At 58.6% G+C, this 26,169-nt stretch carries 23 protein-coding genes and 1 riboswitch; of the genes, 4 read left to right on the top strand and 19 right to left on the bottom strand.

Features of this window, described 5'->3' with window-relative positions; translation table 11 throughout:
* The first annotated feature begins 210 nt into the window (after window positions 1–210).
* Window positions 211–1,641 (top strand): glyceraldehyde-3-phosphate dehydrogenase, encoded by a 1,431-nt coding sequence (locus CGERO_RS03655; protein ID WP_123933527.1) that lies wholly within the window; start codon window positions 211–213, stop codon window positions 1,639–1,641.
* A 34-nt stretch (window positions 1,642–1,675) separates the two neighbouring features.
* Here CGERO_RS03655 and CGERO_RS03650 read toward each other — a convergent pair whose 3' ends face one another.
* From CGERO_RS03650 to CGERO_RS03630, 5 genes are all read right to left on the bottom strand, one after another.
* Window positions 1,676–2,455: an energy-coupling factor ABC transporter ATP-binding protein gene (locus CGERO_RS03650; RefSeq protein ID WP_245998878.1), complete on the bottom strand. Its 780-nt coding sequence runs from the start codon at window positions 2,453–2,455 to the stop codon at window positions 1,676–1,678.
* A complete protein-coding gene (cbiQ, locus tag CGERO_RS03645) occupies window positions 2,443–3,183 on the bottom strand; it encodes a cobalt ECF transporter T component CbiQ (RefSeq protein WP_123933525.1) in 741 nt (246 codons plus the stop codon). Before cbiQ ends, CGERO_RS03650 begins: the two co-directional genes overlap by 13 nt.
* Window positions 3,184–3,495: an energy-coupling factor ABC transporter substrate-binding protein gene (locus CGERO_RS03640; protein ID WP_123933524.1), complete on the bottom strand. Its 312-nt coding sequence runs from the start codon at window positions 3,493–3,495 to the stop codon at window positions 3,184–3,186.
* On the bottom strand, window positions 3,492–4,181 hold the full coding sequence (locus CGERO_RS03635) for an energy-coupling factor ABC transporter permease (protein ID WP_123933523.1): 690 nt from the start codon (window positions 4,179–4,181) through the stop codon (window positions 3,492–3,494). Before CGERO_RS03635 ends, CGERO_RS03640 begins: the two co-directional genes overlap by 4 nt.
* Window positions 4,182–4,241: 60 nt before the next feature.
* A riboswitch (cobalamin riboswitch) is annotated at window positions 4,242–4,422 on the bottom strand.
* Window positions 4,423–4,449: 27 nt separating this feature from the next.
* The gene (locus CGERO_RS03630) at window positions 4,450–5,226 is read right to left on the bottom strand and encodes a DUF4184 family protein (protein WP_123933522.1); all 777 of its coding nucleotides are present in this window, start codon (window positions 5,224–5,226) and stop codon (window positions 4,450–4,452) included.
* A 100-nt stretch (window positions 5,227–5,326) separates the two neighbouring features.
* Here CGERO_RS03630 and CGERO_RS03625 point away from each other — a divergent pair, with 100 nt between their 5' ends.
* Window positions 5,327–6,523 carry a DUF6882 domain-containing protein gene (locus CGERO_RS03625; RefSeq protein WP_123933521.1) on the top strand — a complete coding sequence of 399 codons (1,197 nt, stop codon included), beginning with the start codon at window positions 5,327–5,329 and terminating at the stop codon, window positions 6,521–6,523.
* Window positions 6,524–6,525: 2 nt separating this feature from the next.
* The gene (locus CGERO_RS03620; RefSeq protein WP_123933520.1) at window positions 6,526–7,341 is read left to right on the top strand and encodes an HAD family hydrolase; all 816 of its coding nucleotides are present in this window, start codon (window positions 6,526–6,528) and stop codon (window positions 7,339–7,341) included.
* Here the strand turns inward: CGERO_RS03620 and CGERO_RS03615 are convergent.
* The 3 genes from CGERO_RS03615 to CGERO_RS03605 all read right to left on the bottom strand — a co-directional run bounded on the left by CGERO_RS03615 (window position 7,338) and on the right by CGERO_RS03605 (window position 9,674).
* Window positions 7,338–8,375 carry a 3-hydroxyisobutyryl-CoA hydrolase gene (locus CGERO_RS03615; RefSeq protein WP_123933519.1) on the bottom strand — a complete coding sequence of 346 codons (1,038 nt, stop codon included), beginning with the start codon at window positions 8,373–8,375 and terminating at the stop codon, window positions 7,338–7,340. The genes CGERO_RS03620 and CGERO_RS03615 overlap by 4 nt on opposite strands.
* A 54-nt stretch (window positions 8,376–8,429) precedes the next feature.
* A complete protein-coding gene (gene ppk2 / locus CGERO_RS03610; RefSeq protein ID WP_123933518.1) occupies window positions 8,430–9,281 on the bottom strand; it encodes a polyphosphate kinase 2 in 852 nt (283 codons plus the stop codon).
* A 69-nt stretch (window positions 9,282–9,350) separates the two neighbouring features.
* Window positions 9,351–9,674 carry a putative quinol monooxygenase gene (locus tag CGERO_RS03605; protein WP_123933517.1) on the bottom strand — a complete coding sequence of 108 codons (324 nt, stop codon included), beginning with the start codon at window positions 9,672–9,674 and terminating at the stop codon, window positions 9,351–9,353.
* A 193-nt stretch (window positions 9,675–9,867) separates the two neighbouring features.
* Here CGERO_RS03605 and CGERO_RS03600 point away from each other — a divergent pair, with 193 nt between their 5' ends.
* A complete protein-coding gene (locus CGERO_RS03600) occupies window positions 9,868–11,091 on the top strand; it encodes a hypothetical protein (RefSeq protein ID WP_123933516.1) in 1,224 nt (407 codons plus the stop codon).
* Here CGERO_RS03600 and CGERO_RS03595 read toward each other — a convergent pair.
* The 11 genes from CGERO_RS03595 to CGERO_RS03545 form a co-directional block, all read right to left on the bottom strand.
* The gene (locus CGERO_RS03595) at window positions 11,088–12,695 is read right to left on the bottom strand and encodes an FMN-binding glutamate synthase family protein (protein ID WP_123933515.1); all 1,608 of its coding nucleotides are present in this window, start codon (window positions 12,693–12,695) and stop codon (window positions 11,088–11,090) included. The two genes, CGERO_RS03600 and CGERO_RS03595, sit on opposite strands and share 4 nt — an antisense overlap.
* 81 nt (window positions 12,696–12,776) lie before the next feature.
* Entirely contained in the window at window positions 12,777–14,102 is a 1,326-nt protein-coding gene (locus CGERO_RS03590) for a PepSY-associated TM helix domain-containing protein (RefSeq protein ID WP_123933514.1), read from the bottom strand.
* Window positions 14,103–14,220: 118 nt separating this feature from the next.
* Window positions 14,221–15,909, bottom strand: a complete 1,689-nt coding sequence (locus tag CGERO_RS03585; protein WP_245998877.1) for an alpha/beta hydrolase — start codon at window positions 15,907–15,909, stop codon at window positions 14,221–14,223.
* 74 nt (window positions 15,910–15,983) lie between these two features.
* Window positions 15,984–17,786, bottom strand: a complete 1,803-nt coding sequence (locus tag CGERO_RS03580; RefSeq protein ID WP_123933513.1) for an ABC-F family ATP-binding cassette domain-containing protein — start codon at window positions 17,784–17,786, stop codon at window positions 15,984–15,986.
* Window positions 17,774–18,685, bottom strand: coding sequence for a 4-(cytidine 5'-diphospho)-2-C-methyl-D-erythritol kinase (locus CGERO_RS03575; protein ID WP_123933512.1), 912 nt, complete (start codon window positions 18,683–18,685; stop codon window positions 17,774–17,776). Before CGERO_RS03575 ends, CGERO_RS03580 begins: the two co-directional genes overlap by 13 nt.
* Window positions 18,682–19,554: a 16S rRNA (adenine(1518)-N(6)/adenine(1519)-N(6))-dimethyltransferase RsmA gene (rsmA, locus tag CGERO_RS03570; protein WP_123933511.1), complete on the bottom strand. Its 873-nt coding sequence runs from the start codon at window positions 19,552–19,554 to the stop codon at window positions 18,682–18,684. Before rsmA ends, CGERO_RS03575 begins: the two co-directional genes overlap by 4 nt.
* Before the next feature lie 84 nt (window positions 19,555–19,638).
* The gene (locus CGERO_RS03565) at window positions 19,639–20,790 is read right to left on the bottom strand and encodes a resuscitation-promoting factor (protein WP_123933510.1); all 1,152 of its coding nucleotides are present in this window, start codon (window positions 20,788–20,790) and stop codon (window positions 19,639–19,641) included.
* A 228-nt stretch (window positions 20,791–21,018) separates the two neighbouring features.
* On the bottom strand, window positions 21,019–21,867 hold the full coding sequence (locus CGERO_RS03560; protein ID WP_123933509.1) for a TatD family hydrolase: 849 nt from the start codon (window positions 21,865–21,867) through the stop codon (window positions 21,019–21,021).
* A complete protein-coding gene (gene metG, locus CGERO_RS03555) occupies window positions 21,860–23,695 on the bottom strand; it encodes a methionine--tRNA ligase (RefSeq protein ID WP_123933508.1) in 1,836 nt (611 codons plus the stop codon). Before metG ends, CGERO_RS03560 begins: the two co-directional genes overlap by 8 nt.
* A gap of 83 nt (window positions 23,696–23,778) precedes the next feature.
* Window positions 23,779–24,633, bottom strand: a complete 855-nt coding sequence (gene rsmI / locus CGERO_RS03550; RefSeq protein ID WP_123933507.1) for a 16S rRNA (cytidine(1402)-2'-O)-methyltransferase — start codon at window positions 24,631–24,633, stop codon at window positions 23,779–23,781.
* A gap of 136 nt (window positions 24,634–24,769) precedes the next feature.
* The gene (locus CGERO_RS03545) at window positions 24,770–26,119 is read right to left on the bottom strand and encodes a YkvI family membrane protein (protein ID WP_206423915.1); all 1,350 of its coding nucleotides are present in this window, start codon (window positions 26,117–26,119) and stop codon (window positions 24,770–24,772) included.
* Window positions 26,120–26,169: the final 50 nt, after the last annotated feature.

Genomic DNA, 26,169 nt, shown 5'->3' with positions numbered 1-26,169 from the left:
CTTTCAGCCGGGGAATGTCTTGCCACAGACTACCCGTTTCAACGCCGGGGAAATAGCGGCGACGTGGCGTCGAAAAGCTTCCAGGTTTGGGTACCCCCGGATCACGAAACTTGCCCGCAAGAACTGCGGGGTTACTACGATAGATGGGGGTATCAGCGGGGCTACCCTCCCGCAAGCTTTCAATCGCTTACAAAGGACAGGCGCTTTCACATGGCACAGGACTGGAACGACAAGATCGAATCCGCAGGCCGCATGCTTCCCCGCATTCACCAGCTCCATCGCAACAACAACGTGGTGGTTTCGGTGTTCGGTCGTTTGCTCATCGACGTCACTGATATCGACATCATTAAGGCGCATCGCTACTCACGCCTTGCAACAGAAGAGGAACTTTCACCTTCCGATACCCTTCCGGTATTGGAAGCGTTGAGCAAGCTCGACCTCGGCACCGCCTCCATCGATCTCGGACGCCTCACCGTGGCGCATCGCGAAAAGGGCGGCGATCTTGACGCCTTCTTGCGCGAGGAACTGGCAGAAGTCCTGGGCACCGAGCAGCAAATGGAATCCACCGATGTGGTGCTCTACGGCTTCGGCCGCATTGGCCGCCTCCTCGCACGCATCCTCATCCAGCGCGAGGCAGCCTACGGTGGAGTACGCCTGCGCGCCGTGGTGGTGCGCAAGAATGGCGAAAAGGATCTGGTGAAGCGCGCCTCCTTGCTGCGTCGCGATTCCGTCCACGGCGCATTCAACGGCACCATCACCGTGGATGAAGAAAACGATGTAATCTGGGCAAACGGCACCAAGATCCAGGTGATCTACTCAAACGATCCCGCCTCGGTGGACTACACCGCCTACGGCATCAATGACGCGGTGGTCGTGGATAATACTGGCCGTTGGCGCGATCGCGAAGGCCTGTCCCAGCACCTGAAGTCCAAGGGCGTCAAGCGCGTTGTGCTCACCGCCCCAGGCAAGGGCGACCTGAAGAATATCGTCTACGGCATCAACCACGGCGACATCAACGAAGACGATCAGATCATCACCGCAGCTTCCTGCACCACCAACGGCATCACCCCCACCCTGAAGGTGATCAACGACCACTACGGCATCGAGCACGGCCACGTGGAAACGGTGCACTCCTTCACTAACGACCAGAACCTGATCGACAACTTCCACAAGGGCGAGCGCCGCGGCCGTGCGGCCGGGCTGAACATGGTGCTCACTGAAACTGGCGCAGCAAGAGCCGTGTCCAAGGCTCTGCCGGAACTCCACGGCAAGCTCACGGGCAACGCCATCCGAGTGCCCACCCCGGACGTGTCCATGGCGGTGCTCAACCTCACCCTGGAAAAGGAGGTCACCCGCGAGGAGGTGAACTCCCTGATGGATCGCGTGGCGCTACACTCCGACCTGCGCCAGCAGATCACCTACATCCACTCCCCCGAGGTTGTGTCCTCCGATTTCATCGGCACCACCCACGCGGGGATCGTCGACGGCCTCGCCACGATCGCCGAGGGCAAGCACCTGGTGCTGTACGTCTGGTACGACAATGAGTTCGGCTACTCCAACCAGGTCATCCGCATCGTGGAGGAAGTTGCCGGCGCACGTCCGCTCGTGCTGCCAAAGCGTGTTCCCTCGGCCGAGCTCTAAGCTTTTCGACGCCCCACGCCCCGCACCACTTGCGTCACAGCAAGTCGCGGGGCGTTGTGATATTCCGGCCGAGTTTTTGGCTCACCAGCGGCGCCCAAGGCAGCGCGAGCCCCGCGTGCTCCACAAATGCTTCATCGGTGAGCATGTGAATGCCCCCTTCATGTGCACGACCATCCACCAAGACGATGATTCTTTGCGCCAGCGTGACCGCGGCATTGACGTCGTGGGTAGCGAACAGCAGCGCGGTGCCTTGCTCGGATAGACGCTCGAGCACGGCCAGAAGTTGCTCGGTCCCGCGTGGATCCAGGCCGGCGGTGGGTTCATCGAGCAGCAGTGCAGCGGGGTGCATCGCCAACGCACCAGCGAGCGCTACTCGCTTTCGCTGACCGAATGAAAGCTGGTGTGGGACCCGCTGAGCTAATGCTTGAATGCCCGTCGCTTCAAGCGCGTCCTCTACTCGCTTGCGCACCTCAGCCTCATCCAGACCCAGATTCATCGGCCCATAGGACACATCCGCTGCAACGCTGGTGGCGAAGATTTGATCGTCCGGCTCCTGGAGCACCATCTGTACCCGCTGGCGCACCCGATCCCTTCCCTTGCGGTTGTATTGAACCGGGCGGGCGTCGACAAGCACCCTCCCCGCGCTTGGTTGCCAGGCACCGGCGAGCATGCGCATCAGCGTGGACTTACCCACCCCATTTGCCCCCAGCAACGCGACGCGTTCGCCCGGGCGCAAGGTCAGCGATACATCTCGAAGTATGGTGCGATCCTCACGCTGAAAATGCAGATATTCGGCCTCGATTAGTGCACCCATGGTAACCCCCTTACAGCAAGAGCAGTGAGCAATCCCAACCATGCCACACTTCCCACCACGAAAGATTTACGAAGCGTAGGGGTGTGGCTCAGCACCAGCATCGATCCCGCCTCGGCGCGTAATTCCAAGCCTTCCTGTAGCCGACGAGCCCGCGAAAAAGCATGCACGAAAAGGCTCGCCGCCTGATCAGCAAGTGAACGAATCCAACGCCTGCGATTGCTGTGCCCCAAACGCATCGCTTGAGACTCCCACATGGTGCGAGCAGTAGTGAGCAACGTCGACGTCATGGTGTACGTCAGCGAAAGAACATGCACCAGATATTGCGGCACCCCGATGGAACGCAGCCAACGAAAAATCTCCGGCATTGGGGTGGTCAGCGAGAACAGGATGGTGGCCGTGGTTGCCAGCATCGAACGAATAAACACCATTACAGCCGTTGATGGGCCGTCAGGAACCCACACCAAGCCTTCGGGTGATATCACTACCGTAAGCGGCACCAGACTCAGCAGAATGAACATCATCGGGGCGAGCAGCAGAGCGAGGAGGAGCCGAAACGGCACGTTCGCCGCGATCACCACCCAGAGCAACGTTGCTGCAATTAAGCACGAAACCCACCCCACCGGCACCGCGACGCACACTACCACCAGGCCCAACAGGAGCACAGCTTTTTCCGTCACATGCCGGGTGGCCCAGGCACTGCGCGCCGCGGCACGCTCGAGGGGATTCAATTAACTCTTCCGAGTTTCTTCGAGTTCGTTGCGGTTGCGCTCTCGGTAGGCGCCGAGCACGTAGCCCAACAAACCTGCGCCCAACGCTGCTTGGAGTGCAAAAAGGCCCGACTCCACCTCGGCGGGAAGCTCCCCCACCAGTGGGCTGAACCAGGACTCGTAGCCAGGGTTTGCGTCTTCCACCAGCGTCTCCGCAGCAGCGTCGGTACCGGCGAAGGGCTCATCGACATTGGATCCGCTGTTCACCAGCATGGGAGCGCTGAGCAACAGGAAAGTCAAGATGACCAAAGCCCACGAAGGAATCTTCTTCATGATCCCACCACCTCTGCTTCAACCTTGCGTTCTGTGTCCAGCACACCAAGACGCAACAGATCATTGAGTGCAATAGTGCTGAGTGCCCGGAAGATCAGTACCGTGACGATGCCTTCGGCTGCAGCAATCGGCAACTGCGTTGGGGCATACAGCCCCAGGAAGGTGATCCATGCGTTGAAGAAACCAGCATCGTGGTGTGCCGCCGCCAATTGCGTAGCCGTCACCACGTACGTGGAAAGATCAGCGAACAACGCCGCAAAAAACACGCCTACTTCGGCGGATACGCCCCACTTTCTGGTGAGCTTCCACGCCCCGTACCCGACCCAAGGCCCCACAATCGCCATGGAGAAGATATTGGCACCCAAAGTGGTGATGCCGCCGTGAGCCAAAAGCAATGCCTGGAACAACAGCACGATTGATCCCAGGAGTGCCATGACCGGCGGACGAAACAGCACCGCCCCCAAGCCGGTGCCGGTGGGGTGAGAGGACGATCCGGTAAACGACGGCATCTTCAGAGCACTGAGCACGAAGGTGAACGCACCCGCGGCCCCAAGCAACATGCCGCTGCCCGGCTGCTCTTTGAGTTGAATTTTGATCGCCCTGGCACCGTGGACAACGAAGGGGGTGGCAACAGCACCCCACGCCACGCAGTGGCTTAGTGGCAAGAATCCTTCTGCGATATGCATTCCGGTGTTCTCTTTTCTTTTGCTCGGCATCCGAATCCCCGCGGATGCAAGGCTGAATCCTTTTTGGGGTGCGCGCAGGTCGGTCTCCTGGCTCATCGTTGGCTCATCACGGCACTGCCTTCCCAAAGCAATCATCTTGTTCAGTGACAGCACCACAGCCCAAAGTTTTACGAATACAGTGGCGGGGTCCGCTGCCGGATTCTCACCGACATTCCCGTGCACCTGCACACACTCGTGCCCTAGTATATCAGAAGCTCAACAGCACCAATTATTCTGTAGCGCTCACCATTCGTGAAGCGGTCGATCCACGACTCAAAAGCACGAGCGCTGCGCTGAAGGCGGATGCGATCACCACGCCGCTGACGGTGCCGGTGGCAGTGTTCACCAACGCAAGTAGTACCACCTTCGGATGTTGCAGATTCTGCTGCGCAATGAGGTAGAGGGGAGCAAGGAGCCCCGCCGCCAGCGGCATCACCCACGGCCAAATCAGCGCACGTCCGAAGGCCTGGCCGCGCTTCTTCTTCCTAAGTTTCAGGTATAACCACACCACAACCCCCACGAGCCCAAGCAGCGAGGATCCGTGCTGCAAGAGCCGGAATAGCGAAAACCCCGCAACAGTTCGGTCGAGCAGACCGCCGGGGTCGGTCAGAGGATATCCCGCATGCGTGAAGGAATCCCACAACAGGTGCGTTGCAATGCCAATGAGTGCCGAGGGGACGGCACGGATAGCGCGCTGCTTATTGGGCGGGGTGTACTCGGGAAGCCGCAGGGCCAACCATCGGGGCGCGCAAATCCGATAGCCCGGGGCAACCAAAAACGCCCACGTCATCCACAACAAGTACGCGATGGGGAGATCGATGATGAACACTCCCCACCAACTGTGGGCGTCGTCGTAGGTCCACGGCATGGTGATGAAGGGATTGATAAACATCACAGCATCGGGTGCCAAGGATCCGCAGACCAGCGCTGCCGTAAGAAACCATGCGAAACCTTTTGCTCGCGACAAGGGTGCAACCGCAAGTGGGTGAGCGAGTGTATAGGGCATTTTTGGCACCTTAGCATTTCTTTTCCTATGCGGAGGCCAACTCAGCTATCATCCGGCGCTACGCTGGAGCTGATTCGTGATAATTGGAAGAAGGAGCGCTATGGAATTACCCGCCCCCACCTCACTTTCGGAGGTGCTTGTCGACGGTGCCATCGCACAAGCCGCAGCAAGCTACGCTCTCCAGCAGTCCTGTGGCCCCATCAAGGACATTGCTTTCAACCCGGTTCCCGGCGGCTACCAGGTGCAAATCCGTTCCGGGTCCCAGCTCCACACCTTCTTCGCCGTCACCAGCGCACATATTCGTGAGCAATCATGGACATGGTGCCAAGAGTTCACCTTCGACGTTCCGGAACTACGTGGAGTGCAAGAAGGCAGCGATGCCCTCGTCAGCGCTGCCCGCACGCTCAACGGCAACGGGCCGGCGTATTTCGTTCCTTTGGCCGACAGCACCTTTGATCTGGTGGTGTTGCAAGAGCCTCTCCCCCGGTTGCCTCTGAAGACAGCTTTGACGGTTGGGCTGGGGAGCGTCCCAACCTTACAAGACACCGAGCGGGCGCTCATGGCCTTCGCCGCCGAACGAAATCTACAATTCGAGCAAGAAGCCAACATCGTCACCTTGGCAGACGCTGAACAACGTGTGTCAGTCGATCTCAATAACGCAGCCATCGTCGGCAGCATGCAGCTTTTCGACGTCCTCTCCGACGCCTTCTTCACCTCCTGCGAACATCAGCTGTTTTATGAAGGTCTGGGCAACCCCGAGATCATCGCATTCGACCCCAAGAGCAATACCACCCCCTTTGGCCCAGCTCTGCTGATCGCCACCATCCGCGAGGGACGGTTCCGTTTTCAATGGCAGGAACAGGCGCACCATCCAGCAGTTCAATCGGTGCAGCAATTCGCCATGGAGCACGGCATTGCCGCGCTTTTGCGCCCAGAGTGGAGCGTTGAGGAGGCACAGCACTTGCGCCTTGAATCCGCCGCGAAACCCATCTTGCGCCAGTGGACCCACGCCTTTTGTCAGCTCGACGCCAACACCATTGGAATCTTGATCTTCGGCGGCGATGCCGTCCTGCCTCCGCTCAGCAAAGCAGCAGCCATGGCAACCTTGAACGTGACAACACCGGAGCACGTCAATGCTCGCCGAAGTCTGGACTTCTATGCCCGCCAGCGCAATGCCCGGCTTATCGCCACCGATCAGCACACAGCAGAGCTTGAGTGCAGCGATGGTCGATTGATCATTTCTTTTGAAGGTTCCCGAATAATCGGAGTTCACGACGCGTATCGGATGGGTGCATAAACATGAGCGATATTCCCTACGTCATTGCCATCGATATGGATGGCACCCTACTCAACGAGCATCGGGCGATTCCCGAATCCTTCTGGCCCGTGCTGAAGGATCTGCATTCCCACGGCGTGGTAGTAGCCCCAGCCAGCGGACGCCAGTTGTTCACTCTGCTGGAACAATTCGCCCCTGCTGGGCAACCCATGAGCGTGATCGCCGAGAACGGCACTGTGGTGTTCCATGGTGACGAGGTCATTTCCACCACGACCGTCGAAGCGGAACGAGCCCACGCAGTGATCGATGTTATTGATCAACACCCAGATCAGGACTGGGGTTTGGTGCTGTGTCGCAGCGATGGCGCCTTCGTTTCGCGCACCGATCCTGCGTTCCTAGCTCAATGTCAGCCCTATTATGCGCGCATGGACATCATTGAAGACCTCCACGAGCACGTCAACGATCAGGTGGTCAAGCTCGCCGTCTTCACCTTCGGCAGCGCCGAAGACGAGGCAGCGCCAGCTCTTCGGGAGGCCGCCGAACACCTCGACGTGGTGGTATCCGGCGCTAACTGGGTTGACATTATGAGCTCGAAAGCGAGCAAGGGCACCGCATTGCGCAACCTCGCCAATGCCCTGGAGGTTCCCATGGAACGCACCATCGCTTTCGGCGATTACCTCAACGACCTGCAATTGCTGGAAGCCGCGGGCGTGTCTTACGCCATGGACAACGCCCATCCCCGCATCAAGGCGATCGCAGATTTCATCGCACCCAGCAACGAAGATGAAGGCGTCGTGCAGGTGCTGCGTGGGATCGTCGAAAAGCTGAAACAGGTCTAGGCGAGCACAGCGCGTAAGGCTTGCACGTCAACCTCCGCGGTTGTTGAAGGCTCGAACTTTGGATCCTTGGTCTTATCCACCAAGACCGCCCGCACGCCTTCAACGAAGTTTGGCGTTCGCCGAAGGGAATTGCCCATGCGCAGCTCAAAGTCGAGCGCCTCCGCGAGACCGGGTGCCGCGTTGGATGCGCGAAGCAGCTCCACCGCCGCCACCACCGAAGTTGGACAGGCGAGCTCCATGTGGCTTTGCACCATGGCTTTGAAATCCTCGTAACGGCAGGCCTCGAGCGCCGCAGCGATCTCCTCCCAAGAATCGTGGCCAAAAACCTCGGCGATGGCCGCTTCGTGCTTCTTTAGCGGAGCTTCGTCCTCCGGTTGCGTGGCAAAAGCGGCAATAGCAGCGTCAACACCGTCGGAAATGAGCAACTGTTGGAAAGCTTCCAACTGATCACTTGGCACGAGGTGGGTAGCGTACCCGGCCCACAACATATCCGCGGGATTCATACGCCAAGCTGTAAGGCAAAGGAAATTTGCCAGCGCCAAAGATTCGTAGCCCTTCGTGCCTCGCATGGAGCTAAACATCTTCGTGCTGCCCACGTCGGGAATGAATCCGATGAGCATCTCTGGCATCGCGGCAAACGCCTTCTCAGTTACCACTCGATGAGATCCGTGGGCGCTGATGCCGATCCCCCCGCCCATCACCACGCCATCCGCGATAGAAATAATTGGTTTGGGAAAGTTGGCGAGGTGAAGATTCATCCGGTACTCGTGCTCGAAGTACTCGTCGCCTTCCTCGTGGCGACCTTCCATGTCCAGATCACGGATGGCGCGGACATCTCCACCGGCGCAAAAACCCTTTTCCGAAGTGGAGGTGATGAGCACTTGCTCGATGTGTGGGTCATCCTCCCAGGACTGCAGAGCATCGTTGACGATGTCCACCATCTCCTGGTTCAGAGAGTTCAACGCCTTGGGGCGGTTGAGCTCGATATGGCCGGTGCGGTGCTGAACACTGGTGTTGACAACTGCTTCACTCATAACCACCAGTGTTGCACATCACCTCAAAATATGCACCGGGTCACACGGGCTGGGTTATTTTTCCAGCTTGGCTGCCACATCCGGAACATACCGGAAATCCTCGCGCGGGGGACGCTCGTAATTATTCCCCTCTGGGCGCTCGGGGATCTCCGGCAATGGACGGTCAATCTTCTCATAAGGAATGGTGGACAGCAGGTGGCTAATCACATTAATGCGGCTGCGCTTCTTATCCTCCGATTCCACCGTGTACCAGGGGGCCGCCGGGATGTCCGTGTGCACAAACATCTCATCCTTGGCGCGGGAATAATCCTCCCACTTGGTAATTGATTGCAAGTCCATCGGAGAAAGCTTCCAGCGGCGCAAAGGATCATTACGGCGAGATTTGAAGCGCTCAATTTGCTCCTCGTCGGAGACAGAGAACCAGTACTTGCGCAGCATGATGCCGTCTTCAACCAGCAGACGTTCAAAAATCGGAGCCTGGTGCAAGAAACGGCGGTATTCCTTCGAAGTGCAAAAGCCCATGACCCGCTCAACACCAGCGCGGTTGTACCAGGAACGGTCAAAAATCACGATCTCGCCGGCGGTTGGCAGTTTTTCCACATAACGTTGGAAATACCACTGCCCCTGTTCGCGGGAGTTCGGAGCCGGAAGTGCCTCAATACGGCACGTGCGGGGGTTGAGATACTGCGTGATGCGTTTGATCGCTGAACCCTTGCCGGCAGCGTCGCGGCCTTCCATGATGATCACCACGCGGGCTCCGGTTTCCACCACCCACTGCTGCATATCTACCAGCTCGGCCTGCAGGCGCTTGAGTTCCTTTTCATAGGCCTTCTTATCCAGCTTTTTGGGCTTGACGTGTTGATCTTCAACCTGGTTCTGGGCGTTTTTCGCATCCTTTTTTGCCATACCACTCAATTTACCGCCCAAATGAGAAAGCTGCCCCCAGCTTGGGGCAGCATTTGAAGAAAACAGAGATTACTTCACTTCAAACTCGTTGAGCTTGTCCCACTCGGTCTTGCCCTCAATAAGGGTATTGATCACGTCGGGGGTTTCAACCAAGTACTGAGGCATTTCTTCTTGCATCTTCTTAAAGTGCGCGGAATTCACGTGCGCCTCGGCTGCATCGTCCTTGAAGGCCTCCACGAGCATGAATACATTGGGCTCTTCCAAGGACTGATGCCAAACGAAGAACAGGTTGCCTTCCTCGGCGCGGGTGGCCTCGGTGAACTCTGCAACCTTATCCATGAAGCTATCTACGTATTCGGGCTTTACGGTGTGACGAGCGTTGATCAAAATCATGCCCGCCATGCTAGCGCTTTTTCGAACGTCACGCCGCAGGCACAACGCCATGCGAAATGGTTCGCGCGATCGAGCGCATTGCCCTACTAAACTCGACCTCATGCCAAACGCCCCGGCCCTACAAGCACTGCTGCTGAACGCGCGAGCGTTGAGCATCGGAGGCACACTTTTGCCGGGTTTAATATTTGCAAGCATGGCCTTGAGCCACCCGGGCGAAGTGCACTACCTGCTACCTCTGGTTCTATTCTTCACCGCATTCCACACAGCGCCCTTTGCTTCACGTGCCTTCGGCTACATGCATCAGCCTCTTGGCACTGCCCGCCTCGGCGCAAGCGGAGCCGTGGTCGCCTGCCTGCTCCTAGTGCTCTCAGTCTTGCTCACCCCCAGCGGCAGCGTGTTCTGGGATCTCGGAGCCATGCTCTTGGGCTTGACGGTGGGGCTCTATTCTCCCGCGCTCACTACCTTGACAAGCGGCAGCGGTTGGAGCTCACGGCCGGAGTGGCACGTCGATGTTTGGCTGTTGTGCCTGGGTGTTTGCGTGATGCTGCTTCGCCAACTGCATCCGATGTCGGGGTGGATCCTGCTGTTGGGAGTGTACGCAGCAGCGCTTTGGGGTTTGGCTCAGCTTCATCCGCCCAAAGTTGGCGAGAAGGTAGCGGAGCTCTACCAGCACCGGGAAGGATCGCGCCTCCACATCTTGACGATGCTCACCATGATGGGGTTCGGATTCACTGTGAGGCTCACGCGCCAAACCGCAGTGATTTGGGTGCTCATCGGGGGTGTATTCGCCTTCGCACTCTTGGCGGTTCTTGAAAGGACACTCCGTACCCGCAGCATGCCTGCGTATATGCGAGCAGGCATTTGGTTTGCGGCGCTTCGGAATTACGGTTGGGTCTTTCCGATGCTCTGCTGCATCGCCATGAACCGCCAAGACCTTCTCCTTGGCGCGGTGGCGTGCTATATCGCGGGAGCGCTCATCGGGCCGATCCTGGCACGGCGTCATATTCAGTGGTCGCACGCACTGATTCTCACGCTGATTGGCGTGGGACTGATTATTCCCGGCTGCGGGACGTGGTGGATGGTGCCAGGCGTGATGTTGACCATGATCGGCGCCTTTACCGGGAAGGCCTTATTCCGGGATGGACTGAACAGGGATCCTCAGATCCCCTCCAGCGAGCGCTTCATGGTGATGGCCAGATGCGAGGGCTTCGGCGCCGTCGCGCAGCAATGGATCGTGCTGGGCATCTTGGCGCTCGGGTCTTTCGGTTTGAGCAAACATCCAGGCACCGCCGTGAGCGCATACGTGTGGCACACGGGAATTAGCCAGGAACTCGCTGCAATTTATCAGCTCAGCAGTGCCGTCGCGTTGCTCATCGCAGCCGCCACGACGCTGCTCATCAAACGCAAAGCCGCCTAATCTTGGTTTCCGCTCTTGCGGACGTCCTCGGCGAATTCCTTCGCTGCCTTGCGGGAAGCACCTGAGCGGATATGCGCCGCCGCCGGTTCTTGGAAGCGATCTGCACTGGCGGTTTCAAAATCTCGCTGCCAAGACTCTGAGGCCGAGCCTTCTAGCAGGGCGTTAGGCTCCAGCCACTCCGCGAGATCCGCGTAGGTAACTAAGTGGTACTCGTCTACTCTGCGCACCACGTGGCGCGGGCCAAGCGCATCAAAATCACTCAGCCCCATACTGGCAAGCAAGTGCATGGCGGATTCCACCGTGGCTTTTTGGTAGCGGTACACGCGCTCGCCTTTATCTTCAATATCGATACCGTGTTCGAGCCACTTGTTTTGGGTGGCTACACCGGTTGGACAACGATTGGTGTGGCACTTCTGCGCTTGAATGCAGCCCACCGCCATCATCATCGGTCGCGCTGCGTTGCAGTAGTCGGCACCCAGGGCCAGGCGCTTAATAATGTCATTGCCCGCCGCCACCTTGCCGGCGGCGCCAATGGCGATTTTGTGTCGCAATCCGCAGCCAACGAGGGCATTTTGCACAACGATGAGGCCTTCAGACAGCGGGGTACCCATGTGGTCGGCGTATTCACCCGGTGCGGCGCCAGTGCCACCCTCGGATCCATCTACGTGTATGAAGTCTGGGGTGATGCCGGTTTCCAACATGGCCTTGCACATCGCCAGGAATTCCACGCGAGAGCCCACGCAGAGCTTGAAGCCAACCGGCTTACCGCCGGCTAACTCGCGCAGACGGCCGATGAACTGCATCATTTCCACGGGAGTGGAAAATTCTGGATTAGCAGACGGTGATATGACAGATTTCCACGGCTCAACACCGCGCGCTTCAGCGATTTCCGGATTTACTTTCTCGCCCGGCAATTGCCCACCCATGCCTGGCTTTGCGCCTTGGGACAGCTTGAGCAAAATTCCTTTCACGTTTGGATTTGCGGCCTTCTCTTTGAATTGCTCCGGGTCGAAACGTCCCTCTTGAGTGCGGGCGCCGAAGAAACCGGAACCCAACTCCCAAACCAATGGTGCCCCGTATTCCAGGTGATACTTCGTTAAGCCCCCTTCCCCGGTTTCCTGGATGAAGTTGCCCTTCGCCGCACCTTTGTTCATCGAGAGCACCGCGCGTGCAGAAAGTGCACCGAAACTCATTGAGGAAATGTTGAGCAGGGAGGTATCAAATGGCTGTGTGCAATCTGGACCACCGATGTGAACCTTTGGGGCTTCTTCCATCACATCCACTGGCGCGGCTGTGTGCAGAAGGTGGTCGTAGCCAATGGCTTGGATATCGAGTTCGGTTCCGAAGGCGGTGACTGAATGGATGCCCTTGGCGCGCTCGTAGATCATGGTGCGAGTCACGCGGTCGAAGGGGCGTCCGTCGGTGTTGGATTCAACGAAGTATTGCTGGATCTCCGGACGAATGGATTCCAACATGTAGCGTGCGTTGCCGATGACTGGGAAGTTTCGCTTGATGGCGTGCTTTCGCTGCGTTAAATCCCACGCCGCGAGCGCGCCAAAAGCTCCTGCCGCCGTGCTGATTGTCTTTTTGAATACTCCGGCCATTGCCAATGCCTCTTCCCAAAGTCATCGAATGCGAGGACTCGCATACGCGAGCGTTGCCCACAAGGCTACTCCGCGAAGCAATCAATGGCGCGAACGCCGCCTGCTCCACAAGAAATCGAGCGCAACAACCACCAATAGCGAGGCGCCGAAGAGCGGCGCGAGCACACTATAGACCGCAAGTCCGAGCACGAATCCAATGCCTGCTGGGCTGCGCAGCACATTCCACTGTTGTGGCGCTGGCGCCGGCGCAAATCCGCGAGCAGCCCACATCTGTATTCCTCGAAGTAGCAGGAAGAGAATGCCCACGGCCAGTAACGCCAGCACAATCTGGTTCGGAAGCCCGAAGAGGGTGCCCATGTGCAGTTGGATGAGCCAAGCGGTGGCCTTCGCGGCAAAGGGCCAATCGCTAAAACGGTTCCAACGCACCACTTCACCTGCATCGTTAAGCACCACGGCATCATTGCTGAGGCGGTACGGCTGGCGCACCTCGGAGGCAACCCAGCCCTTGGTCGAATCCTGCGGTACGGCGATTTTCAGTGGAGCCCGCAGTGAGTCAAAAGCACCTTGAGCAACCTCGTCAATGTGCGACAGCGGGTCCGTAGAGCTCGCCTCGGCTTCAAGGCTTGCCACAGTTTTTGGCGTGGCCCAACCAAAATGAGTGCGAACCTTGGCAATGTTTTCGCCCGCCACCAGGGACCAGGTCAGGCCTGTGACGCATAGGAAGATCATGCCCGCAGCCAATACACTGCCCCAAACGCCATGGCTTCTCAAGAGTTTGAGGCGTCCCGATGCACGCGCATTTGAACGCCACGAGAACATCCGCGCAAGCCTTCCCGAGCCTTTGCGTTGCAATTGCCACCACAGCACCACCCCGCTGACGGCAAAGAATCCAAGCCAACTTGCCGCTACCTCCGAGTAGATTCGTCCCGGAGTTCCGAGCCACAGGTTCTTATGCCCATACGCCAGCCATCGGCGAAGCGGCAGGGATCCGCTGCTGCCATACTGTTCTAGCTCGCCTTCTACCTGCGCATTGTGCGGATCCACGAAGACGGCATACTGCACCCCTTCGTCCAGCGTATCGTCTGCGAACAGCACTCGAGTGTTTCGCATGGGGTCGTCGAAAAGCTGCACGGCGGCTAATTCTTTGTCCCCAGCGGCCGCCTGCGCAGCCCGCACTTGCTTTTCGACGCTCTCCCGTGGCCCATCACTGACGTTGGCATAGATCTCATCGTGATAGACCCATTGCTCCAACGTTGGCGCGAGCGCATAGAAAAATCCCGTGAGCGCGGCCACCAGGATAAGTGGGGTGATGAGGATGCCCGCCGCCGTATGCAGGCGCGCCAAAATTGGGCGCAATGGCCTCTGAGCAGCGCGTTGTTGGGTGAAGTTATTGAGTTTGAGGGACATTCAGGGTGTTCTCCAACTACTCGACCCACCCGGTTCGAGGGCGCCGGGTGGGGATGGGTGAATGAATGAAGAACGCGTTCTGGAGTGTTAGTCGTGCGCTGATGAAAATTAGTTCCCTCTAGAGTTGGGCTTGTTGCTGATTCACCCCAATTTCCTTCTCAGGGCCTTGATGCTCCATCGCCTTGTCCAGGAATACCCGCTGCTGATCTACGTACTCGCGGTTGAACTTTTCCTCATTGGAAATCGCCGCAAGGCCATCGAGCACACCTGATCCATAGTTGTGTCCATGACCGTTGGGGACGTTGGCGGCCACCGGTAAATCAAAACTCAACTGGAAAAACGTGACGAAGGGATACCAGCGCATCGCGGGGCTGCGGTCAAATTGCGCTGGCTCTTTCAGCCAATCCGGCTCCTTGAGCATCACATCCGGTGTCCACCACACCACGGGATCCGTGGCGTGCTGGACGTACAACACGCGCGTGGATTGCCAAAGGGGCTGCGGTCCTAAAAACTCATCGATTTCCTCGGTGTTAGCAGCGAAGCGGACCACCATCCCCGCGGCGTATTCAGGATCTGCCTCAGGCGTACCGGGGTCGCGGCGGGACACGAAATTGCGCCACAGATCGCTGGAATGGGGTGGTCCGATCCACAGCACCCCGTCCGCGGCCTGCGCTAAACCACGAAGCCCCGAGAAAGCACCCTCCCCGGCAACAACGCCCAAGGATTCGCCGTAGATGAGCAGCTTTGGTCGCGTTGCCGGATCGAGCTCATTCCACCAATCCTGCACCGCGCGAATGAGTGTCTCCCCCGCATCACGCACCATCTCGGTACCCGCGATGAATTGAATAGCGGAGGGAAGATACGAGTACTGGGCGGCAGCGATAGCGGTATCGCCGTCGTAAAGCAGTTCCAAAGACTGCGCGGCGGTGGGATTCACCCAGCCAGTACCGGTTGTGGTGGCGACCATCACCACCTTTCGATCCTCGGCGTGGGTACGCTGAAGTTCTTTGACCACCCTTTGTGCGCGTTCCTGGTTATCAGCGCCGTGGTCGAGCCCCGAATACACCCGGATCGGCTCCTTGGACGGACGCCCGGTGAGATCCTCCAGCTCCTTTTTGTGCAACCCAAGTCCCACGAAACGAGTACCGAAAGAACCGAGCCCCTCCCAGTCGTTGAGGGAATCGGGGCTACCCGAACGCTCTGGGTTGGTTGGCTGTGAGAGATCCTCACGGATTTCTTGATTACGAACCGAAAAGACGCCCTCGGCCATATTGACGATGGTGCCAGGAACGACCTCATTGACGATCACCAAAATGATTAAGCCAACAGCTACCCATGCGCTCGTGGTACGAATACCGACGTCGATCCGTTGAGGACCGTGCTCAATGAGGAAGTCGGTGGCAGCATTGATGCCGCGACCGAGCAGTAGTAACAGCAGCCACAGTCCGATACCCAGGGGGAACACGAGGAAGTATTCCGCCGTGCTGAGCTGGCGAGCATCGGTGAGCGCGGCAACTTCCCGCTGCCAACGTACCGCGAAAATGACCATCCCAGCGAGCCACAACAGCGCGATGACGAGCAGCGCTACTTCAATGCGTCGGCGCCAGGTGTCGGACAGTTTCCAGCGGCGCTTATTCCACACCGGGAGCAGAAAATCGCGCAGCCACAAGTTCCAATTCCATCGAGCAAACACGCCCAAGAGATAGCCCGTCGCCGCACACACACCGCAGACCACCGATTGATAGAAGGCGTCGCGAGGCAGAAGCGACGGGGTCAAAGCGAGCGCGAAGAAAGCGGTTCCGAGCACGAGGCCAACGCTGTCCGGATGCAGGGCATCCCAGAACCGCTGCACTTTTGTTCCCGCCCTCTCCGACATCCGAATCACTGACCTTCCAGCGCGTCCGCTGCCTCCAGCCAGATCATCGTCTGTTCTTCGCGCTGTTGCTCTAGCTCATCTTTTTGCTTGCTCAACTGCGCCAGCTTTGCGGTATCCAGTGCCTCGATATTTTCGGCAATCTCAGCCATGTCCTGCTCAATCTTGGCAATATCAGCCTCGAGGCGCTCAACTTTCCGCATCGCGGCAGACATCTTCTTGTTGAGCTCGCGGAACTCTTTATTAGAAATCTTCTTAGCATCGCTCGCGGCCGGAGAAGGTTCGGGGGTATTGGTGCTTCGCTGCGCCGCCAAACGTTCACGGGTGCGCAGATACTCCTCAATCCCACCGGGCAGGTTGGTGAGCTTGCCGTCTCCATACAGTGCCCACGTGGAATCGGCGATGCGCTCAATCAGGTAGCGATCATGTGAGATCACCACCAGCGTGCCAGCCCAGGAATCCAACAGGGATTCCAGCTCCTGAAGCGTATCGATGTCCAGGTCGTTCGTGGGCTCGTCGAGAAGCAGCAAGTTCGGCTCACTCATGAGTACGCGGGTGAGCTGCAGGCGTCTACGTTCGCCACCGGAGAGATCACCAACGGGCGTGCGCTGACGCTTCGGGGGAAAACCAAGGCGCTCTGCCAGTTGCGAGGCGCTGAGTTCCTTCTTTCCCAGCTGCACATAAGAGGCCACGGCCTCCACGGCGTCGAGAAGCCGGAGCGAGGGGTCCAAGTCATCCAATTCCTGACGCAACCAACCAAGGCGAACCGTCTTGCCCTCCTTGCGCTTGCCAGCCGCGAGCTCATGGGCACCAGCAAGCGTTCGCAGGAGCGTCGTCTTGCCGGATCCGTTCACGCCCACGAGCCCGATGCGCTCACCCGGCGCGAGACGCCACGTGAGGTCTTCAACCAGCACGCGCCCGTCGGGGGTGGTGATGGTGGCATCTTCTAGCTCTACTACCACTTTGCCCTGGCGTGCCTTGGCAAAGGCGGTGAGCTCAACGCTATCGCGAGGCGGCGGAACATCTTTGATCAGCGCCTCTGCCGCTTCGATTCGGTAGCGGGGCTTCGAGGTTCGAGCGGGAGCACCTCTGCGGAGCCACGCCAGTTCCTTTCGGGCCAAGTTTTGGCGGCGTTGCTCTGCGGCGTCGGCCTGGCGCGCACGTTCAGCGCGGGCAAAAGTCCAGTCGTTATAGCCGCCCTCGTAGATGTCCACGGTGCCGTCGTGGACTTCCCAGGTGGTGGTGGCTACCGTGTCCAGGAACCAGCGGTCGTGCGTCACCACCACCACAGCGATGCCGCGAGACAGCAAATGTTGGGCCAGCCACTCCACGCCTTCTACGTCGAGGTGGTTGGTGGGTTCGTCGAGTACCACGAGGTCGAGTTCTTGCACCAGCGCAGCGGCGAGGTTCACGCGCCTTCGCTCACCACCAGAAAGCCCGCCGACTTTTGTGTCCAAACCCAGAGCGTCCACACCGATACCCGCGAGCACCTCTCGCACCTTCGCATTGGAGGCCCACTCGTAGGTTTCGAGCCCCAGCGGGCGCACCACCACGTCGGCAATGGTCGCGTCCGGATCGAGCTCAGCGCGTTGGGTCACCACAGCCATGCGCAATGCGGAGTTGTGGCTCACTCGCCCCTGATCCGGTTGCTCAATACCGCTGAGTACTTCCAGCAGCGTGGTCTTGCCGCCACCATTGAGACCGACCACGCCGATGCGATCGCCGGACTGCACGCCCAGGCTCACGCCATTCAGCAAAGTCTTAAGCCCGAAGGACTTATGAACGTTTTCCAGGTTGATCAGATTGACCATGCAGAACCTTCCATGAGCTCGGCCCCTGGCGCGGGACCCGTTGCGGTGGCGGTGCGATAGTACACACCGAGTTCGGCAGCAACCTCTTGCGCCGATTCGGCGTCCGCGCACAAGAAAGCACAGGTGGGACCCGACCCAGACACGATGCCGCGCAACGCGCCGGCGCGCTCCCCCATGTTCAACACTTTGCGCAGATCAGGCCGAAGAGACAGCGCCGCAGCCTGCAAATCATTGTGCAGTGCTTCCGCCAGTGTTTGAGCATCGGCGCGCATGAGCGCCTGCGCCACAGCCTCGTAACTCAGGTGCGCCTCGCGTTCCATCGTGTCCAACTTGGCAAACACCTCCGGGGTAGACAGCCCCTGCTTAGAAAACGCCAACGCCCAGTGATATTGGCCGCGAGACATCAGCGGCGTCAACGCCTCGCCCCTGCCGGTTCCCACCCGGGTTTCGCCAAGCAGCGTGAAGGGGATGTCGGAACCAAGTTCGGCGGCGATCTCCAGCAACACTGCCTCCGATAATGGGCGCTGCAAGGTTGCGTTCATCGCCAGCAAAGTTGCCGCCGCATCGGCCGAGCCACCCGCCATGCCTCCAGCCACCGGGATCCCCTTGCGCAGCTCGATCGCCACACGAGAAAGCTGTTCTCCCGAACGCTGCGCAACGGCCTCCGCCGCTTTCCAAGCCAAGTTCGAGGCGTCCTCGGGCACTCCCGGCGCATCCGCTTGAAGCTTTTCGACGCACCCCGCGCCCATCACATCTGCAGGAGTGATACGGACGACGTCGTAAAGCGAAAGCGATTGAAATACGGTGACGAGCTCGTGATACCCGTCCTCGCGCACATGCCCGACGCCGAGGTGAAGGTTCACTTTCGCATGGGCTTTGGCAGTGATTTCTTGAGTCATTCGCCCGCCTCCTGCGCCAAACGAACAAAATCTGCGGTACTGAGCGTTTCTCCTCGAGCGGTTGGGGCAATGCCCGCACGCAGCAGTGCTTCCTCGGCGGCTGAAGCACTACCGAAATGGCCCTTCAATGCCGAGCGCAAGGTTTTGCGCCTTTGAGCAAAGGCAGCATCAACCAGGGGAAACAGCCCCGCCCGGAATTCCTCGGTGACTGGCCACGGCGCATTGTCCCGATCAAAGCAATCGATCCTGACTAAACCCGATTCGATCTTCGGTGCTGGCCAAAACACGTTTTTGCCGATCGAGCCTGCGCGACGAACCTCACCGTAGAAACCCGCCTTCACGCTCGGCACACCGTAAATCTTATTGCCCGGCTTTGCCGCCAAACGATCAGCCACTTCCGCCTGCACCATCACCAACACACGGCGAATGCTCGGAAACAGTCGAAGCAAGTGCAACAACACCGGCACGGAAACGTTGTAGGGCAAGTTGGCAACCAGTGCCGTTGGCTCATCGATGTCGTCCTTGTTAATCAACAGCGCGTCCTTGTGCAGAAGGTTGAGCCTCTCAGCAACTATCTCCGCGCGCGCCGCTACCGTCTGAGGCAAGAGTTGGGCCAAGCGTGGGTCGATTTCAACGGCGGTGACACGATCCACCGTTTCCAGCAAACCCAGTGTGAGCGATCCAAGTCCCGGCCCGACCTCCACAACGTGGTCTTCGGGCTTTAGATCTGCGGCGCCAATAATCATGCGGACAGTGTTCGGATCATGCACGAAGTTCTGCCCCAGCTTTTTAGTGGGGGTGACGCCAATGAAAGCCGCAAGTTCGCGAATTTCCGCGGGACCTAATAATTGCGCGCGGGGAGTTTCCATGAATGCCTAATCTACCGGTGAGGATTGGTGGAAAGCGAACAAGCCACGGCTGTAACCGTGGCTTGCGGGCAGGCATCTAGTGGCTTAGCGAATACCCAGCTTTGAGGTGCACGCTGGCCACGCACCCCAACCCTGGGCGGCTTGCACACGCTCAGCAACAGCAATTTGCTGTTCACGGCTTGCCTGGGAAGCGCGGGGAGCGTACTCGGTGCCCCCATGGGCGGCCCAGGTGGAATCGGAAAATTGCAGGCCTCCGGAGTAACCATTGCCGGTGTCCGTGGCCCAGTTGCCGCCGGACTCACACTGCGCAATTGAATCCCAAACGCTTCCGTTAGCAACGGCTGGAGCGGAAGGCTTCTGCTTCACGCCGCGGTGAACCGTAGCGGGCTTGGCGGGAGTGATCTCCTGCTGCTTTTCAATGGTCTTGGATTCCTCAACACCATTGACGGTTACAACCTTGTAGGTGACCTTCCTGGTGCCCGGCGAACCAGGTTCGACTTCGGTTTCTTCGCCCTGGAACATTTCGGGATCATCCACAAAACGTGGCTCGACATTGAAGGGCTCCTCTACGTCCTGAGTTTGGACGTCAACCCTGTCAACGTTGATTTCCAGGTTCTCACGCACGGGAGTCCTGGGATCTGGAGTCACACGATCATCGGCATCAACCTTGATATTGCGCTGCTTGAGCACATCTTCCACCGTCTCCGCAGGAATACGCACGTAGGTGGTCTTGCCGCCGACATTGAGCTTGACCAGCTTCGGTGTAACAACGGCAACCTTCTCCCCAGCATCCTCGAGGCGCGCGTCCTTGTCTTTGGAGACCTCGAGGGCGGCAACCGGAGCATCTACGGAAGGCATCTCATGCAACATCTCGCCAACGGTGGCGGCAGTGGTGGTGATATTGCGCTCTTGACCGTCGATGACTACGGCAACGTTCTTGACGGTACGAACGGTCACCGTATCGCCATCGGAAACCGGCTGCTCAAGGCCCGGGGAAACGATGTCTTTCGCATCGAGATCAACCTGCGCCTGGTTCAACACGCCTTCTACGTCCCCGTGTAGCGTCACCAGATGCAACTGTTCACCGTTGAGGTCGATAGTGACGTCCTTCTTAGTTTGCATAACAGCTACGCCACCGACCGCCAGGGTCGCAAGCACGCCACCGGTGGCGAGCTTCAGCGGCACGGAACGGCCAGCAGTTGAGGAGTTCAGACGGGACTTTTGATGAATAGCCAAGGTGTATGGATCTCTCTGCGCCAGGTTGTTGCGCTCACAGGATTTGAGATTGCGTTGTTTATCGGGATGTAACAATACGGTAACGGTGCGCCTTTGCCAAGGGCGCGCGCTCATTTAAGTGTGCAGCCACGACTCCCCCACACCACAGAAAACTCAGGTGCCACTCGCGACTCAGCAGTCACCCGTACGCCACAGCCGTCAAGGTGGATACCCCGCGGCTGTGAACAATCACACAGTGCGATCAAGCTGATACACGCGCCGGAAGTTCTCAGCTACCTGACGCGCGAACTGACCCGAGTCTTCACCACGAGCATCAGCGAGCACGTTAAACGTGTGACCAATCAACGCAGTCTCATTGCGAGCACCACGGAATGGCTCGGGCGTCATATACGGAGCATCCGTTTCCACGAGAATCTGTTCCGCAGGAGCTAAAGCAGCAGCCTCACGCAGATCATCATTGCGCTTAAACGTGGCGTTGCCAGCAAAACTCAAGATATAGCCGCGATCCAGTGCCTCACGCGCCACATCTAAGGGCGAAGAGAAGCAGTGAAGAATGGTATCTACCGGCGCTGTCGCGCCAGCAAGCACCTCCATCAGAGGCTCGTCGGCTTCCCTGTTGTGAATCATCAAGGGCTTGCCCACCTCTACCGCCAGGTCGATGTGCCAACGTAAGGCCTCAACTTGAACGTCGAGTGGAGCCGTTTTGTCCGGATCGTGCTTGATCCAGTAGGTATCCAACCCAGTTTCCCCGATGGCGACGCAGCGGGGATCCTGCGCCATTTCACTCAGGCGCTTGCGGGTTTCGGCGTTGAGCTCACCAGCGCGTGTTGGGTGAACTGCGCACGCGGCAAAAACGCGGGCATCGAGATGTGCGGCGGCAAGGGCAAGCTCGGCTTCGGCAAGTCCATCACCGACGGTGCATATCAGTTCCACACCGGCCCGTTGCGCTCGATCCGCGATTGCACGCACCTCTTCGGCATTTCGCGCACCGCAACTGGCAAGGTGCGTGTGCGCATCAACCATCCCGCCGGGGTGATCTGCAGGAACCGGGGTTGGGCGTTGCTTCTTCTTAGCCATTGTTCACCGGCGCCCACTCCGGCCCAGTCTCTCCAAGCTCCGGATCGAGCTTGGCAATTAGCGGCTTGGGTTTTGCCAGTGGCGTACCGGGCTCTACTTCTACTCGGCACCACTGAGCCTGAGCTGCCTCGTAATCACCGGAGATAGTCAAATACGTGGTGTCTTGCTCCGGCACACCCACGCCCACCGGGTGAACATCCATATCATCTGCCACCTCGCGAATCTCCGGCATACCGGACCACACGCCCTCGCGCCCCAGCGCCTCATGCACCTTCTGGGCGGTGTGCGGCAGGTAAGGCGTGAGCAGGGTGTTGCAGTCGCTCACCATCTGCAGCGCGGTCCACAGCACAGTGGCCAGGCGTTCGCGCTGCTCAGGATCCTTCGCCAACTTCCACGGCTCCTGATCCGCGATATAGGCGTTAGTCTCGCCTACCACATGCATGGCATGCGTGATGCCTACTTTGAATCGGTTGTGAGCCAAGGCGTCTCCGACCACGTCGAAGGCTTTGGCGCCAAGGTCAAGGATGGCGCGGTCGGCGTCGAAAAGCTCTCCCGGCTCGGGAACCTCACCGAAGTTCTTAAAAGCCATGCTCACCGTGCGGTTCACCAGGTTGCCCCACCCGTTGGCAAGCTCATTGTTGTTGCGGCGAACGAACTCATCCCAGGTGAAGTCAGTGTCGTTGTTCTCCGGACCGGCTACGGCAATGAAGTAGCGCAGCGGATCAGGGCCGTACTCCGCGAGGAAATCCTTGACGTAGATCACCACGCCCTTCGAAGATGAGAACTTCGAACCACTCATCGTGAGATATTCAGACGAGACTACCTCGGTGGGAAGTTGCAGAGCACCCAATTCATGCTCACTGCCACCATGAGCTCCCTCGCCTTGGTAACCAAGCAGCTCTGCTGGCCAAATCTGTGAGTGGAATGTGATGTTGTCCTTGCCCATGAAGTAGTAGCTCACGGCTTCCGGATTAGTCCACCACTCGCGCCACGCCTCCGGGCGACCAGCCCGATACGCCCATTCGATGGAAGCAGACAAATACCCAACAACCGCGTCGAACCACACGTAAAGCTTCTTGGCGTTATTGTCTTGCCAACCCTCGATCGGAATGGGAACACCCCAATCGATGTCGCGCGTCATAGCGCGCGGGCGCAGATCTTCAAGGAGATTCAGGGAGAACTTGAGCACGTTTGGGCGCCAATTCTCGCGACCTTGCAGCCACTGCCCCAACGCTTGCGCCAGCGCGGGCAAATCAAGAAGGAAGTGCTCAGTTTCTACGAATTCTGGAGTCTCACCGTTGATCTTCGAAACCGGATTGATCAGATCTGCTGGATCAAGTTGATTGCCGCAGGTGTCGCACTGATCGCCGCGTGCATCGTCGGCGCCACAAATCGGGCAGGTGCCTTCGATATAGCGGTCAGGCAGGGTACGACCCGTCGAAGGCGAGATGGCCCCCTTGGTGGTCTCTTTGAGCATGTAGCCGTTTTCATACAAGCCCCTGAACAATTCCTGTACCACCGCGTAGTGATTGCGGGTGGTGGTGCGGGTGAACAGGTCATAGCTCAGGCCCAAGCCCGCGAGGTCCTGGACGATTTGACGGTTGTAGCGATCCGCCAGCTCGCGCACACTCACGCCTTCTTTGTCTGCCTGAACCAGCAGGGGCGTACCGTGCTCGTCGGTGCCGGAGATCATCAGCACATCGGCGCCACGCATTCGCTGGAAGCGCGCGAACACGTCAGAAGGAACACCGAACCCTGCCACGTGTCCGATGTGGCGAGGTCCGTTGGCATAAGGCCATGCGACGGCGACGAGGACTGGTGAATTCATAACCTCCGAGCTTAATTTACCCACTCCCCCAATGGCGATTCGGGCGAGGAAGCGAGCAGAGCAGCGCGAAGTTCCCCGACTTGTTATCCCTCGGACTTATAAGCCAGGAAGGCATCATAGAGCTGCTTCTTGCTGGCCTTGTTCGCTTGCGCCACTTGGCCCGCCGCGTCTTTGAGCCGAACTCCCGCCTCCACTAATGCACTGACTTGCCCCAGAAGATCCTCCGGTTTCGCCGTCTGTTGCTCAGCACCTTCCAACACAACGGTGATTTCACCGCGTAGCCCCTGCTGAGCCCACTGCGCCAGCTCCCCGAGTGATCCGCGACGTACCTCCTCATAGGTCTTGGTCAGCTCGCGGGCCACCGCCGCGCGACGATCCTCGCCCAAAACCTCTGCGGCCACGGCCAGAGTTTCTGCGATTCGGTGAGGTGATTCAAAGAAACACACAGCCCGTTGTTCCGAAAGCAAAGAATCCAACCACACACGACGTTGACCATTCTTCCTCGGAGCAAAACCATCGAAGATGAACTTGCCCACGCCGAGCCCCGAAAGTGCCAGCGCCGTCGTCACGGCCGAGGGGCCGGGAATGCACGTCACCGGTATCTCTGCGTCATGGGCTGCTGCAACCAGCGGTAGGCCAGGATCTGAGACGATAGGCATACCGGCGTCAGTCACCACCAACACGGTGCCGTGGCGAGCAAGATCCAGCAATTGCTCAACGCGAGCTGCCTCATTGTGATCGAAGTTGCTGATGATTTTGCCGGTTATTTCCACACCTAACGCTTGAGCCAACGCTTTGGTGCGCCGGGTGTCCTCAGAGGCAATCACGGGGGCGGATGCCAGGGCGAACTTCAATCTCTCACTGGCATCTGCTGGGTTCCCAAGCGGGGTGGCGGCGAGTACAACGCCGTGAGGCAAGGCTTCGCGGGGGGTGTGCATGCCATCGAGTGTGGCACACGTGGTGCGTGTATCCGCTTTTCGACGCCCCGCTTTTCAACTGCACGCAGAAAAACACCACCGCGGCGCCAATGATGGCGGTACCGAGGTGGTGTCGTTTCTCAATGCGTGTGAACCGCTACTTCGATGAGTCTGCGGCGTCCGGATCTTCCGCGTATTGGCGGTGTCCCGCGTGATCAGGGAGCTTCAGATCGCCCGCGTCTGGCACGGCATCTTCAGCGGTTTCTTTATCGTGTGCCGAAGCGATTTCTTCTTTGACTTCTTCACGCACGGATTCTGCGATGCGCTCCGTCTCGAGGACGGATTCCTCCGTGTAACGCTGCAATTGGCGTGCCTGCTTTGAGCTAAAGCGAAGGTTGGGATCCAGCTTGCGACGAACCAGCTCGTGGATCTTTTCGCGTCGATTCCGCTCTTCGCGGATCTTCGCCAGGCTCTTCATCCACGCACCACCCACGATCACGGCGAGGAAGATACCCATGTAACCGAGGATCGGGTACACGACGCCCACCAGGGTTTTGAAGCCCATGAAGGAGCAGCCCCAACCGATCACGCAGCTCACGGCAAAGACCGGGTAGAAGAGCTTGGGCTTGGAAGACGTTGCACGCTTACCAAAGGCGTAGAACATGGAAATGGCGGTGTTGAAAATCATGCCAATAATGACGATGGACATGATCAGACCCAGGGTCGGGTTAATCATGTTGACGATGGTCAACATCGGGACGTCGTCCTGGCCAACACGATTCACTACCGAGTACAGGCCCCAGGTGGAGATCAGCATCATGACGCCGTAGATCAGACCACCGACCATGCCACCAAGGCCTGCGGCGCGGGGATTGAAATTATTGCCGCCGATAATGATGGACATGGAGGAACCCATCATCAATGCCAAACCAACATAGTTCAGTGCGGACAAAAGCCAGTTGGGTGTTGCCGAGTTGATCTCCGAAGCTGCTGAATTGAGTACCGCGGTATCGGCGTCGGAGTTGATGATCGCGTAGATCACCGCCATCGCAACGAACACGATGATCAACGGGGTGATCGCGCCAATAACGTTCGTGACCTTATCTACATTCAGCAGGCCAGTGAGCAGCACCAGGATGAGCATCATCAGCGAGCCTGCCCAGATGGGCCAGCCGAATTGCTGCTGCATGTTGGAACCGGCACCTGCGAACATCACGAAGCCTGTGCAGAAGAGGGTAATCAGCACACCGGCGTCGAGGATTCTCGCTACCACCGGGTGCGAGATACGGCGAAGCACCACAGAGTGATCGTTTGCCAAGAAGTAACTGCCCAGCTGCAGGGAGGCGGTACCGGCGGCGATCATCACCAGGCCGGACACCAGGGCACCCCAGATGCCCATGGTGCCGTGGGAGACGAAGTACTGCAGAACTTCCTGTCCGGTTGCAAATCCTGCGCCGATCACGATGCCCACGAAGGCCATCGCGGTGCTCATTGTTCTTTTGAGCATGGTTGAAAGCTCATCCTTTCGAAGATGAATAATGTAGTTATTCGCTGCCG

Origin of the sequence: Corynebacterium gerontici (assembly GCF_003813985.1) — a bacterium.
In the GTDB taxonomy this organism is placed as follows: domain Bacteria; phylum Actinomycetota; class Actinomycetes; order Mycobacteriales; family Mycobacteriaceae; genus Corynebacterium; species Corynebacterium gerontici.
The sequence above is the reverse complement of the archived record's forward strand: the minus strand, read 5'-3'. Positions and strand labels throughout refer to the sequence as shown.